At 65.6% G+C, this 13,274-nt stretch carries 10 protein-coding genes; 9 read left to right on the top strand and 1 reads right to left on the bottom strand.

Annotated elements, in window-relative coordinates; genetic code table 11:
• Positions 1-55: 55 nt before the first annotated feature.
• The 7 genes from AC3WLY_RS29750 to AC3WLY_RS29720 all read left to right on the top strand — a co-directional run bounded on the left by AC3WLY_RS29750 (position 56) and on the right by AC3WLY_RS29720 (position 7,616).
• Entirely contained in the window at positions 56-526 is a 471-nt protein-coding gene (locus tag AC3WLY_RS29750) for a F0F1 ATP synthase subunit B (protein ID WP_006751767.1), read from the top strand.
• Positions 527-528: 2 nt separating this feature from the next.
• Positions 529-1,068, top strand: a complete 540-nt coding sequence (locus AC3WLY_RS29745) for a F0F1 ATP synthase subunit delta (protein ID WP_006751768.1) — start codon at positions 529-531, stop codon at positions 1,066-1,068.
• A 44-nt stretch (positions 1,069-1,112) separates the two neighbouring features.
• Positions 1,113-2,654 carry a F0F1 ATP synthase subunit alpha gene (gene atpA, locus AC3WLY_RS29740; RefSeq protein WP_034183836.1) on the top strand — a complete coding sequence of 514 codons (1,542 nt, stop codon included), beginning with the start codon at positions 1,113-1,115 and terminating at the stop codon, positions 2,652-2,654.
• A 69-nt stretch (positions 2,655-2,723) separates the two neighbouring features.
• Positions 2,724-3,599, top strand: coding sequence for a F0F1 ATP synthase subunit gamma (atpG, locus tag AC3WLY_RS29735; protein WP_034183837.1), 876 nt, complete (start codon positions 2,724-2,726; stop codon positions 3,597-3,599).
• Positions 3,600-3,664: 65 nt separating this feature from the next.
• Positions 3,665-5,059: a F0F1 ATP synthase subunit beta gene (gene atpD / locus AC3WLY_RS29730; RefSeq protein WP_034183838.1), complete on the top strand. Its 1,395-nt coding sequence runs from the start codon at positions 3,665-3,667 to the stop codon at positions 5,057-5,059.
• Between the two features lie 161 nt (positions 5,060-5,220).
• Complete coding sequence (locus tag AC3WLY_RS29725) at positions 5,221-5,646, top strand: F0F1 ATP synthase subunit epsilon (protein WP_006477288.1); 426 nt, start codon at positions 5,221-5,223, stop codon at positions 5,644-5,646.
• Between the two features lie 242 nt (positions 5,647-5,888).
• Entirely contained in the window at positions 5,889-7,616 is a 1,728-nt protein-coding gene (locus AC3WLY_RS29720) for an AMP-binding protein (protein WP_492309657.1), read from the top strand.
• Positions 7,617-8,345: 729 nt separating this feature from the next.
• On the opposite strand, the gene AC3WLY_RS29715 is transcribed toward AC3WLY_RS29720, so the two are convergent.
• A complete protein-coding gene (locus tag AC3WLY_RS29715) occupies positions 8,346-9,146 on the bottom strand; it encodes a transporter substrate-binding domain-containing protein (RefSeq protein WP_492309658.1) in 801 nt (266 codons plus the stop codon).
• A 149-nt stretch (positions 9,147-9,295) separates the two neighbouring features.
• Between AC3WLY_RS29715 and hemE the strand changes: the two genes are divergently transcribed.
• Positions 9,296-10,390 carry a uroporphyrinogen decarboxylase gene (hemE, locus tag AC3WLY_RS29710; protein ID WP_231944009.1) on the top strand — a complete coding sequence of 365 codons (1,095 nt, stop codon included), beginning with the start codon at positions 9,296-9,298 and terminating at the stop codon, positions 10,388-10,390.
• Positions 10,391-10,838: 448 nt separating this feature from the next.
• Entirely contained in the window at positions 10,839-13,100 is a 2,262-nt protein-coding gene (locus AC3WLY_RS29705) for a primosomal protein N' (protein ID WP_492309659.1), read from the top strand.
• The last annotated feature ends 174 nt before the right edge of the window (positions 13,101-13,274 follow it).

The following is a 13,274-nucleotide window of genomic DNA, read 5'->3' as shown; positions in this document are numbered from 1 at the left end:
ACTCGATGAGCGCCTTACCGTTTCATTTTTCCGGAATAGCAGATAAGGAAACACCGTGAATCTCAACGCAACTCTGTTTGCGCAAATGGTCGTGTTCCTGGTCCTCGCGTGGTTCACGATGAAGTTCGTGTGGCCGCCGTTGATCAACGCCCTCGACGAACGTTCGAAGAAGATCGCCGACGGCCTCGCCGCCGCGGAGAAGGGCAAGGCGGAACTCGACGCAGCGCACAAGCGCGTGGACCAGGAACTCGCGCAGGCCCGCAACGACGGCCAGCAGCGCATCGCCGACGCTGAAAAGCGTGCACAGGCGGTCGCCGAGGAAATCAAGGCCAACGCCCAGGCTGAAGCCGCCCGCATCGTCGCCCAGGCGAAGGCGGAAGCAGAACAGCAAATCGTGAAGGCGCGCGAAGCGCTGCGTGGCGAAGTCGCCTCGCTGGCCGTGAAGGGCGCCGAGCAGATCCTGAAGCGCGAAGTCGATCAAACGGCCCACGCCCAACTGCTGAATCAACTGAAAGCCGAGCTCTGATCATGGCCGAACTTGCAACCATCGCCCGCCCTTACGCAGAAGCGCTGTTCCGCGTGGCCGAGGGCGGTGACATCGCCGCCTGGTCCACGCTCGTGCAAGAGCTGGCCCAGGTTGCGCATCTGCCGGAAGTGCTGTCGGTCGCGTCGAGCCCGAAGGTGACGCGCACGCAAGTAGCCGAGCTGCTGCTTGCTGCGGTGAAGTCGCCGCTCGCGGCCGGCGCCGAAGCGAAGAACCTCGTGCAGATGCTGGTCGACAATCATCGCATCGCGCTGCTGCCGGAAATTGCCGAGCAGTTCGAGGCGCTCAAGAACGAACGTGAAGGTGCTGCCGACGCCGAGATCGTGAGCGCGTTCCCGCTGAACGGCGCGGATCTCGAAAGTCTCGTCTCGGGCCTCGAACGCAAGTTCAAGCGCAAGCTGAAACCGACGGTCGAAGTCGATTCGTCGCTGATCGGCGGCGTGCGCGTGACGGTCGGCGACGAAGTGCTCGACACCTCGGTTCGCGCGCGCCTCGCATCGATGCAGGCTGCCTTGACCGCCTGAGCGCCACGCCGGCACGCAACAGAATTGACTATCAGGAGCGAATAATGCAACTCAATCCCTCTGAGATCAGCGAGCTGATCAAGAGCCGGATCCAGGGCCTTGAAGCGAGCGCAGACGTTCGCAACCAGGGCACCGTGATCTCCGTGACCGACGGTATCGTGCGTATCCACGGCCTGTCGGACGTGATGCAGGGCGAAATGCTCGAGTTTCCGGGCAACACGTTCGGCCTCGCGCTGAACCTCGAGCGCGACTCGGTCGGCGCGGTGATTCTCGGCGAATACGAACACATCTCGGAAGGCGACGTCGTCAAGACGACGGGTCGCATTCTGGAAGTCCCGGTCGGCCCGGAACTCGTCGGCCGTGTGGTCGATGCGCTCGGCAACCCGATCGACGGCAAGGGCCCGGTCAACGCGAAGCTGACCGACGCGATCGAAAAGATCGCCCCGGGCGTGATCTGGCGCAAGTCGGTGTCGCAGCCGGTGCAGACGGGCATCAAGTCGATCGACGCGATGGTGCCGATCGGCCGTGGCCAGCGTGAGCTGATCATCGGCGACCGTCAGTGCGGCAAGACCGCGGTGGCGCTCGACGCGATCATCAACCAGAAGGGCAAGGACCTGATCTGTATCTACGTCGCGATCGGCCAGAAGGCTTCGTCGATCATGAACGTGGTTCGCAAGCTCGAAGAAACGGGCGCGATGGAATACACGATCGTCGTCGCCGCCACGGCATCGGATTCCGCAGCAATGCAGTATCTGGCACCGTACGCCGGCTGCACGATGGGCGAATACTTCCGCGACCGCGGCCAGGACGCGCTGATCATTTATGACGACTTGACCAAGCAGGCTTGGGCATACCGTCAGATCTCGCTGCTGCTGCGCCGCCCGCCGGGCCGTGAAGCGTACCCGGGCGACGTGTTCTATCTGCACTCGCGTCTGCTGGAGCGTGCGGCTCGCGTGTCGGAAGAGTACGTCGAGAAGTTCACGAACGGCGAAGTGAAGGGCAAGAGCGGTTCGCTGACGGCACTGCCGGTCATCGAAACGCAGGCAGGCGACGTGACCGCGTTCGTTCCGACGAACGTGATCTCGATTACCGACGGCCAGATCTTCCTGGAAACCGACCTGTTCAACGCAGGCATCCGCCCGGCAATCAACGCCGGCGTGTCGGTGTCGCGAGTCGGTGGCGCCGCTCAGACGAAGGTCGTGAAGAAGCTGTCGGGCGGTATCCGTACCGACCTCGCGCAGTACCGTGAACTGGCGGCATTCGCGCAGTTCGCATCGGACCTCGACGAAGCGACCCGCAAGCAGCTCGAGCGCGGCCGCCGCGTGACGGAACTGCTGAAGCAGCCGCAGTACCAGCCGCTGCAGGTGTGGGAACTGGCCGTGTCGCTGTACGCCGCGAACAACGGCTACCTCGACGACCTCGACGTGAAGCAAGTGCTGCCGTTCGAGAAGGGCCTGCGCGAAAGCCTGAAGACCAGCAACGCTGACCTCATCAAGCGCATCGAAGACACCAAGGATCTCTCGAAGGACGACGAAGGCGCACTGCGCTCGGCGATCGAATCCTTCAAGAAGTCCGGTGCCTATTGATCCGCGAGTGACACACTGAGGCCGCGCGGGTGCTGACGCGTTCGCGCCGCTTCGGTCAAGGAGCAAGCTATGGCTGGAATGAAGGAAATTCGCGGCAAGATCAAGAGCGTGCAGAACACGCGCAAGATCACGAAGGCGATGGAGATGGTGGCCGCATCGAAGATGCGCCGCGCGCAGGAACGCATGCGCGCTGCTCGTCCGTACGCGGACAAGGTCCGTGCCATCGCCGCGCACATGAGCCGTGCGAACCCGGAGTACCGCCACCCGTTCATGGTGGCGAACGACGGCACGAACACGGCCGGCATCATCCTCGTCACGACGGACAAGGGTCTGTGCGGTGGTCTGAACACCAACGTGCTGCGTGCGACGGTGCAGAAGTTCAAGGAGCTGGAAGAGAAGGGCCAGAAGGTCGAAGCCACCGCGATCGGTAGCAAGGGCCTCGGGTTCCTGAACCGCTTCGGCGCGAAGGTGATGTCGCAGGTCGTGCACCTCGGCGACACCCCGCATCTGGACAAGCTGATCGGCGCGGTGAAGACGCAGCTCGACCTGTACTCGGAAGGCAAGCTGTCGGCGGTTTATATCGCTTACACGCGCTTCGTCAACACGATGAAGCAGGAAGCCGTGATCGAGCAGCTGCTGCCGCTGTCGTCGGAACACTTCGAGGCCGATGACGGTACGCCGGCCACGTCGTGGGACTACATCTACGAGCCGGACGCGCAGGCAGTCGTCGACGAACTGCTCGTGCGTTACGTCGAGGCGCTGGTGTACCAGGCCGTCGCGGAGAACATGGCGTCCGAGCAATCGGCGCGGATGGTCGCGATGAAGGCCGCGTCCGACAACGCGAAGACGGTGATCAGCGAACTGCAGCTCGTGTACAACAAGAGCCGTCAGGCCGCGATTACGAAAGAACTGTCGGAGATCGTCGGCGGCGCAGCCGCTGTTTAAGCGCGCGCCCGGACGACAACTGCGCCTTTGCGCGAGTAAAGAATCAGGTATTTAAAGGAAAAGCGATGAGTACTGCTGCTTTGGTAGAAGGCAAGATCGTACAGTGCATCGGCGCCGTTATCGACGTGGAATTCCCGCGCGACAGCATGCCGAAGATCTACGACGCGCTTATTCTCGATGGCTCGGAACTGACGCTCGAAGTCCAGCAGCAGCTGGGCGACGGCGTGGTCCGCACCATTTGTCTGGGTGCATCCGACGGCCTGCGCCGCGGTCTGACCGTGAAGAACACGGCAAATCCGATCTCGGTGCCGGTCGGCAAGCCGACCCTCGGCCGGATCATGGACGTGCTCGGCCGTCCGATCGACGAGGCTGGCCCGATCGTGAGCGAGCATACGCGCTCGATCCACCAGAAGGCTCCGGCGTTCGACGAACTGTCGCCGTCGACCGAACTGCTCGAAACGGGTATCAAGGTCATCGACCTGATCTGCCCGTTCGCAAAGGGCGGCAAGGTCGGCCTGTTCGGCGGTGCCGGCGTGGGCAAGACCGTCAACATGATGGAGCTCATCAACAACATCGCGAAGGAACACGGCGGTTACTCCGTGTTCGCGGGCGTGGGCGAGCGTACCCGTGAAGGGAACGACTTCTACCACGAAATGAAGGACTCGAACGTTCTCGACAAGGTCGCGCTGGTGTACGGCCAGATGAACGAGCCGCCGGGCAACCGTCTGCGCGTCGCGCTGACCGGCCTGACGATGGCCGAGCACTTCCGTGACGAAGGCCTCGACGTGCTGTTCTTCGTCGACAACATCTACCGTTTCACGCTGGCCGGTACCGAAGTGTCGGCACTGCTCGGCCGTATGCCGTCGGCAGTGGGCTATCAGCCGACGCTGGCTGAAGAAATGGGCAAGCTGCAAGAGCGCATCACGTCGACCAAGAAGGGCTCGATCACGTCGGTCCAGGCCGTGTACGTCCCTGCGGACGACTTGACCGACCCGTCGCCGGCTACGACCTTCGGCCACCTTGACGCAACCGTCGTTCTGTCGCGTGACATCGCTTCGCTGGGTATCTACCCGGCGGTCGACCCGCTCGACTCGACGTCGCGCCAGATCGACCCGAACGTGATCGGTGAAGAGCACTACTCGATCACCCGTCGCGTTCAGCAGACGCTGCAGCGCTACAAGGAACTGCGCGACATCATCGCGATTCTGGGCATGGACGAACTGTCGCCGGAAGACAAGCTGTCGGTCGCGCGCGCACGTAAGATCCAGCGTTTCCTGTCGCAGCCGTTCCACGTCGCTGAAGTGTTCACGGGCTCGCCGGGCAAGTACGTGCCGCTGAAGGAAACGATCCGCGGCTTCAAGATGATCGTCGACGGCGAGTGCGACCACCTGCCGGAACAGGCGTTCTACATGGTCGGCACGATCGACGAAGCCTTCGAAAAGGCCAAGAAGATCCAGTAAAGGTCTGAGTGGCAGCAAGCTGGTGCGATCCGGCCACGGTGCAGTGAATCGCTGTTGTCGATTTGCTTCACGGCCGGTCGCGCCGACCGCAACACGCTCAACCGCCGTGCATGGGACGGGAGTAAGCGCTGAAGCGCTAACTCCCGTCGACAGGAGTCGATATGGCAACCATCAAAGTAGACGTCGTCAGCGCGGAAGAGCAGATCTTCTCGGGCGAGGCGAAATTCGTCGCGCTGCCGGGCGAAACGGGTGAGCTGGGTATTCTGCCGGGCCACACGCCGCTGATCACGCGGATTCGTCCGGGTGCGGTGCGCATCGAAGTCGAGGGCGGCAACGACGAATTCGTGTTCGTCGCAGGCGGCATTCTCGAAGTGCAGCCGGGCGCCGTGACGGTGCTCGCCGATACCGCGATCCGCGGCAAGGACCTCGACGCGGCGAAAGCCGAGGAAGCGCGCAAGCGTGCCGAGGAAACGCTGCAGAACGCGAAGTCGGATCTCGACCTCGCGAAGGCGCAATCCGAGCTCGCGACCGCGATGGCGCAGCTCGAGGCGATCCAGCGTCTGGCGAAGATTCGCAGCCGGCACTGAGCCGCGCCGCGTATCCCGCGAAAAAAAGCAGCCCTCGGGCTGCTTTTTTTTCGTCTGTACTTTGCATGCCGTAGTGTTTCGTCCGGTCGTGCTATTTCATCCGTCCGCCGCGAATTGATGTCAGAGTGTCGTCAGCGGAGCGCGTCATCATCCGCAGTCAGGCCGCCCGTCGCGAGTGTGGCGACGGAGGCGGGCGCAGCAAGCGCACGCGGGCCGATCGGACAAAAAAGACGGAGACATTCATGGCAGCAGACCTTGGCGTGGGGGCGCTGATCGCGCCCGAAAACGGACTGTCGTACGTGCGCGGCGCGACCGACGTGCCGCTATCCGAAGCGACGATCGGCCGGTTCCTGCGCGATACCGCCGGCCGCTTCCCCGAACGTCCGGCGGTCGTGTTCCGCGAGCAGCAGGTGCGCTGGACCTGGCGCGAATTTGCAGACGAGGTCGACGTACTCGCGGCCGGCCTCGCCACGCTCGGGATCGTGAAGGGCGACCGCGTCGGCATCTGGTCGCCGAACCGCAGCGAATGGCTGCTCACGCAGTTCGCGACCGCGCGTATCGGCGCGGTGCTCGTCAACATCAACCCGGCCTACCGGCTGTCGGAACTCGAATACGCGCTGAACAAGGTCGGCTGCAAGGCCGTGATCGCGGCCGAGCGCTTCAAGTCGTCGGCGTATGTCGAGATGCTGCAGACCATCGCGCCGGAGCTCGCGACCGCGACGCCGGGCAACTTGCAGGCGGCGCGCGTGCCGAGCCTGCGCACGGTCGTGTCGATGGGCGACGTCGCGCTGGCCGGCATGTTCCGCTTCGCGGACGTGATGACGCGCGGCCGCCAGGCCGTCGACCCCGCGCTGCTCGATGCGATCGGCGCGACGCTCGAGTCCACCGACGCGATCAACATCCAGTTCACGAGCGGCACGACGGGCAGCCCGAAGGGCGCGACGCTCACGCATCGCAACGTCGTCAACAACGCGCGCTCGATCGCGATGGCGATGCGCTTCACCGAGCAGGATGCGCTTTGCATCCCCGTGCCGCTGTACCACTGCTTCGGGATGGTGCTCGCGGTACTCGCGTGCGTATCGAAGGGCGCGGCGATGGTGTTCCCGGGCGAAGCATTCGACCCGGTCGCGACGCTCGCGGCCGTGGCCGACGAACGCTGCACCGCGCTGCACGGCGTGCCGACGATGTTCATCGCGGAGCTCGATCATCCCGAGTTCCCGACATTCGACCTGTCGACGCTGCGCACGGGGATCATGGCCGGCTCGCCGTGTCCGATCGAGACGATGAAGCGCGTCGTATCGCAGATGCACCTGTCGGAGATCACGATCGCATACGGGATGACGGAGACGAGCCCCGTGTCGTTCCAGAGCTCGACCGACGATCCGCTCGAGAAACGCACGACGACGGTCGGGCGCATCCAGCCGCATCTCGAAGTGAAGATCGTCGATCCGAGCGGCGACGTCGTGCCGGTCGGCACGACGGGCGAGCTGTGCACGAAGGGCTACTCGGTGATGCTCGGCTACTGGGACGACGACACGAAGACGCGCGAGGTGCTGGTCGACGGCTGGATGCATACGGGCGACCTCGCGACGCTCGACGCGGACGGCTATTGCAACATCGTCGGCCGCCTGAAGGACATGGTGATTCGCGGCGGCGAGAACGTCTATCCGCGCGAGATCGAGGAATTCCTGTTTCGGCATCCGAAGATCCAGAGCGCGCAGGTGTTCGGCGTGCCCGATGCGAAATACGGCGAGGAGCTGTGCGCGTGGATCGTGCTGCGCGCGGACGAGCAGATGACCGAGGACGACGTGCGCGCGTTCTGCCACGGGCAGATCGCACACTACAAGATTCCGCGCTATATCCGCTTCGTCGACGAGCTGCCGATGACGGTGACGGGCAAGGTGCAGAAATTCGTGATGCGCGACCGGATGATCGAGGAACTGAAGCTCGACGTGCAGAAGACCGCGTAAGTTGGCCTGGCGGCCCGGCGGCGGGAAAAACGCGGCGGCCTGCGGGCCGTTGCGTTTTCGATGGACGAAAAAAAGCGGGCTTATTAGCCCGCTAAAAACCACACGCTACGGGGTTAGCGCGAGGAGACCAAAGATGAAACCGAGTCCGGCGGGGAGCCGGAAACGACTCCAACAGGGATGCCCCTGGGAAGGGCTTCGGTACGTGACCGACTGGCTCGCAGCGCTTCGCGTCCGCTCACACTTGGCACACGAGACCGCATCCGTGTTGAAACCGTTGAGGCCATTGTGGGCGAATTACCGACCCATCGCGGTAACAAAGTGTTTCAGGTTGTAACGCCCGCCAGATAAGGCTTTCCGGGATTTTTTGCTGTTTTCGGGGTCCTGAAAAAGGTCATTTTTACCCATATTTTCCGCAGCGTTTTCATCATATGCATACGGCGCGTTTTTCACGCGTATCGGGCGCGATGAATTGCCGATTTACACGTGAGAAAACGCACCGCGCGGCAGATACCGCGGATGACGATTCATTCGTCAGAAAGATTTTGAAACGTGATCGGGATGTGTGGAAGTCGGCCGTTTGGCCGATTCGGGTGATTTCGCGCGGCAGCGGTTCGCCAGGGCAAAGTGGCGATGTGTAACTGCGGCAGGCCGGCCGCCGCCGCGCAGCGATTTCAGCGGGCAGCGGCCACGGGGGCGGTGCCCGTCATCGGCCGCCGCAAACACGCGCGCTTACTTCAGCCACTTGTCCGAAATCGCCTGGTATTCGCCGGTCGACAGAGCGAGATGCAGCCACTGGTCGACGTACTGCTGGAACGCGACATCGCCGCGCGGCACCATGTACGCCTTCTCGCCGAACTGGAACGGTTTGTCCGGATGGACCGAGCACAGCCCCGGATTCAGTTTTTGCTGCAGCTGCGTCTCGGACGCATCCGTCACCATCACGTCCGCCTTGCCCGCGAGGATCTGCTTGAAGATCGTCACGTTGTCCGGATAGACGGTCAGGTTCGCGTGCGTGAAGTACTGCTTCGCGAAACGTTCGTTGGTGCCGCCCGGGTTCACGATCACGCGTGTTTCGGGCCGGTCGATCTGCGCGACGGTCTGGTATTTGTCGGCGTCCGCGCAGCGCACGATCGGCGTCTTGCCGTCGACGACGTACGGCTGCGTGAAGAACACGCGCTTCTGGCGCTCGAGCGTCGTCGATACGCCGCCCACCGCGACGTCGCATTTCGCGACGAAATCGCCGGTCAGGTTCGACCAGCTCGTCTTCACGTAGTCGGCCTTCACGCCGAGCGACTTCGCGAGCGATTCGGCCATGTCGATGTCGATGCCCTCGAAGCGGCCGTCCGCGCGGTAGTACGAATACGGTTTGTAGTCGCCCGTCGTGCAGACGCGCAGCGTGCCGCGCGCGAGCACGTCGTCGAGCCGCGAGCCGGCGCCCGGGGCGGCGGCGGCGCTGCCCGCGCCGGTCTGCGCGTGCGCAGCGGCGCAGCAGAGCAATGCGGCCGCGGCGAGCGTGGCGAATGTCTTCATCGGTCTCCTCCTTCGTTCGGTTCGATATGAGCGTCCGATCATAACGGAGCCGTCGCGCGCGTCATATGGCCGCCATCGCATCGGCATGCGCAGCCTGACGCCGGCTGTCCGGTAAAATGCCGCTTTGCCTTCGCATCGTCGCTCCTACCGTGGCCCATAACCTGCTCAACGACACCTTCCTGCGTGCGCTTCTGCGCGAGCCGACCGACTACACGCCGATCTGGCTGATGCGCCAGGCCGGCCGCTACCTGCCCGAATACAACGCGACGCGCGCGCGCGCCGGCAGCTTCCTCGGCCTCGCGAAGAATCCCGACTACGCGACCGAGGTGACGCTGCAGCCGCTCGAGCGTTTCCCGCTCGACGCCGCGATCCTGTTCTCGGACATCCTGACGATTCCGGACGCGATGGGGCTCGGCCTCGACTTCCAGGTCGGCGAAGGGCCGAAGTTCGCGCATCCGGTGCGTACCGAGGCCGACGTCGCGAAGCTCGCGGTGCCGGACATCGAAGCCACGCTCGGCTACGTGACCGGCGCCGTGCGCGAGATCCGCCGCGCGCTGACCGACGGCCAGGGCCGCCAGCGCGTGCCGCTGATCGGCTTCTCGGGCAGCCCGTGGACGCTCGCGTGCTACATGGTCGAAGGCGGCGGGTCGGACGATTTCCGCACGGTGAAGTCGATGGCGTATTCGCGCCCCGACCTGATGCACCGGATCCTCGACGTGAACGCGCAGGCGGTGGCCGCGTACCTGAACGCGCAGATCGAAGCGGGCGCGCAGGCCGTGATGATTTTCGACACGTGGGGCGGCGCGCTGGCGGACGGCGCGTACCAGCGCTTTTCGCTGGACTACATCCGTCGCGTGGTCGCGCAGCTCAAGCGCGAGCACGACGGCGAGCGCGTGCCGGTGATCACGTTCACGAAGGGCGGCGGGCTGTGGCTCGAGGAGATCGCGGCGACCGGTGTCGACGCGGTCGGGCTCGACTGGACGGTCAACCTCGGCGCCGCGCGCGAGCGCGTCGCGGGGCGCGTCGCGCTGCAGGGCAACCTCGACCCGACGATCCTGTTTGCGCCGCCGGCCGCGGTGCGCGAACAGGCGCGCGCGGTGCTCGACAGCTACGGCAACCACCCGGGCCACGTATTCAACCTCGGGCACGGCATCTCGCAATTCACGTCGCCCGATCACGTCGCCGAACTCGTCGACGAGGTACATAACCACAGCCGCGCGATCCGTAGCGGAGCCGCCGGCTGAACGCAAGCGCTGTCATGCTGCACTGCGGGGTGACAGCGTTTCGCTGCCGGCGCTAAACAGGACGCAACCCCGTACCGGTTGCCGATTCGTTGCTTGTCAAGACTTGACTTATACACATTTTCCACGTTGCAGCGCGGTAGAGCCCCGTGTCGGTCAAATTGTCTCGCTATGGTTTGGTAATTTGAATAGCAGCCTTATGGAATAAGGCTCCGCGGGGCACCGCCGCAAACGGCGGAAAACCGTGGAAAACACGGCCCGGCGCGCGTTGCGGCCATTGAGCGGCGAGTTCTCAACAAAGTTATCCACAGGCTGGGCAGGGTATACGGCGATTCCTAATGCGAATCCAAAACTTAGCGCCGAATCTGAAGTTTTACTTTAAGTTCGCTGCCGCGATGCGGACGCGGGTGCAAGCCGTCCATGCGGCACGTACCGCCGCCGGGGCGCCGTGATGAACGGTACCTACCTGCGCGTCGCGCTCGACCATCCGCTCGCGACCCTGTTCGACTACCGCTGCGATGCGCAACCGGCACCCGTGCCCGGCACGCTCGTGCAGGTGCCGTTCGGCAAGCGGCAGGCTGTCGGACTCGTCTGCGAAGTGACGACTCACACCGACGTGCCGCCGTCCCGGCTGCGCGCGATCGACGCGATCTGCACCGACTTGCCGCCGCTGTCGGCGGACTGGCTCGCGCTCGTGTCGTTCGCCGCCGACTACTATCAGCGCGGGCGCGGCGAGGTCGCGCTGCCGGCGCTGCCGCAGGCGCTGCGCGACGCCGGACGCTGGGGGCGGCTGCTGGCGCCCGAGGTGCGCTACCGGCCGACGGAAGCCGGCCGTGCGGCGCTGCCCGATGCGTTGCCCGCGCGCGGGGCCGCGCTGCGGCGGCTCGCGCAGGCGCTCGTCGACACCGGCTCGCTGGGACTGCCCGACGCGCGCGCGCTGCATCCGAAGGCGGCCGCGACGCTCGACGACTGGGCGGTGCGCGGCTGGGTCGACGTCGAGGAGATCGGCTGGAACGGCGCGCCTGTGCCCAAAGCTGTGGATAACCTGTCGACAACCGGTGGACGAGCTGTGCCGCCGGCGCTCACCGACCAGCAGGCCGAGGCGCTCGACGCGATCCGCGCCGCGCAGGGTTTCGCGCCGTTCCTGCTGCACGGCGTGACGGGCAGCGGCAAGACCGAGGTCTATCTGCATGCGCTCGCATCGCTGCTCGACGCGCGGCCGGACGCGCAGGCGCTCGTGCTCGTCCCTGAAATCAACCTGACGCCGCAGTTCGAGGCCGCGTTTCGCGCGCGCTTCGCGGGTGCGCTCGCAGACGACGCGATCGTCACGCTGCACAGCGGGCTCGCCGAGGGCGAGCGCGCGCGCAACTGGCTCGCCGCGCACACGGGCCGCGCGCGGATCGTGCTCGGCACGCGCCTCGCGGTGCTCGCATCGATGCCGACGCTCGCGTTGATCGTCGTCGACGAGGAGCACGAGCCCGCGTACAAGCAGCAGGAAGGGCTGCGCTACTCGGCGCGCGATCTCGCCGTGTGGCGCGCGAAGCAGCTCGGCATCACGGTCGTGCTGGGCTCGGCAACGCCGTCGCTCGAAACCTGGTGGCAGGCCGAGCAGGGCCGCTACACGCGGCTCACGCTGTCGCGCCGCGCGGTGGCCGACGCGACGCTGCCGACCGTGCGGCTGATCGATCTCGAAGAGGAACGGCGGCGCGGGCGCGCGTCGATGGGCGGGCTGTCGGGGCCGCTCGTCGCGGCGCTGAAGGCGCGGCTCGAGCGCGGCGAGCAAAGCCTCGTGTTCCTGAACCGGCGCGGCTACGCGCCGCAGCTCGCGTGCGACGCCTGCGGCTGGGTCGCGGGCTGCCCGCGCTGCAGCGCGTACGTCGTGCTGCACAAGCCCGAGCATGCGCTGCGCTGCCATCACTGCGGCTGGGAGGCGCGCATTCCTCGGTCGTGCCCCGAGTGCGGCAACGTCGACATCGCGCCGCTCGGGCGCGGTACGCAGCGCATCGAGGAGGCGCTCGCCGAGGCCGTGCCGGGCGCGCGCGTGCTGCGGATCGACGCGGACAGCACGCGCCGCAAGGGCAGCGCGCAGGCGCTCTTTTCCGACGTGCACGCGGGCGAGGTCGACATCCTCGTCGGCACGCAGATGATCGCGAAGGGGCACGACTTCCAGCGCGTGTCGCTGGTCGGCGTGCTCAATGCCGACACCGCGCTGTTCTCGCACGACTTCCGTGCGAGCGAACGGCTGTTCGCGCAGCTGATGCAGGTGAGCGGCCGCGCGGGCCGCGCCGGGCTGCCGGGCGAGGTGATGGTGCAGACGCGCTACCCGCGTCACGCGCTGTACCACGCGCTCGGGCGGCAGGATTACGTCGGCTTCGCGAATTCGACGCTCGGCGAGCGCCGCGACGCGCACCTGCCGCCGTTCGTCTACCAGGCGCTGCTGCGCGCCGAAGGGCGCACGCTCGACGCGGCGCTCGCGTTCCTGCTGCAGGCCGCAGCCGCGTTGCCGGGGCTGCCGGGCGCCGATCGCGTGACCGTGTACGACGCGGTGCCGATGACGATCGTCAAGGTCGCGAACGTCCACCGTGCGCAGCTGCTGCTCGAAAGCGCATCGCGAGCGGCGCTGCAGCATGCGCTGCGCGCATGGCAGCCGGAGCTGCGTGCGCTGAAGGGCGTGCTGCGGTGGAGCGTCGAAGTCGATCCGCTGGATATCTGAGCGGCGCCCCGCGCAGCCGTCGCGCGGCGCGCTTCCGCATTGAAGCCCGGGCCGCCGGGCCCCTCCGAACCGTCTCTCGTCGCGCACTCATATCAGGCGGCTCACTCGCCGCCACACCCAGTGCAACCCGTTTTCGTCCGCTGCCGTGCGCGCCGGGGGTTGCACGCGCATGTC

The sequence above is a fragment of the Burkholderia sp. FW306-1C-G01B genome (genome assembly GCF_058781685.1).
The sequence above is the reverse complement of the archived record's forward strand: the minus strand, read 5'-3'. Positions and strand labels throughout refer to the sequence as shown.

Excerpts from the sequence above, each read along its gene's own strand:
- AC3WLY_RS29745 (WP_006751768.1), top strand. The coding sequence starts at position 529 with ATGGCCGAACTTGCAACCATCGCCCGCCCTTACGCAGAAGCGCTGTTC.
- atpA (WP_034183836.1), top strand. The coding sequence starts at position 1,113 with ATGCAACTCAATCCCTCTGAGATCAGCGAGCTGATCAAGAGCCGGATC.
- atpG (WP_034183837.1), top strand. The coding sequence starts at position 2,724 with ATGGCTGGAATGAAGGAAATTCGCGGCAAGATCAAGAGCGTGCAGAAC.
- atpD (WP_034183838.1), top strand. The coding sequence starts at position 3,665 with ATGAGTACTGCTGCTTTGGTAGAAGGCAAGATCGTACAGTGCATCGGC.
- AC3WLY_RS29725 (WP_006477288.1), top strand. The coding sequence starts at position 5,221 with ATGGCAACCATCAAAGTAGACGTCGTCAGCGCGGAAGAGCAGATCTTC.
- AC3WLY_RS29720 (WP_492309657.1), top strand. The coding sequence starts at position 5,889 with ATGGCAGCAGACCTTGGCGTGGGGGCGCTGATCGCGCCCGAAAACGGA.
- AC3WLY_RS29715 (WP_492309658.1), bottom strand. The coding sequence starts at position 9,146 with ATGAAGACATTCGCCACGCTCGCCGCGGCCGCATTGCTCTGCTGCGCC.
- AC3WLY_RS29705 (WP_492309659.1), top strand. The coding sequence starts at position 10,839 with ATGAACGGTACCTACCTGCGCGTCGCGCTCGACCATCCGCTCGCGACC.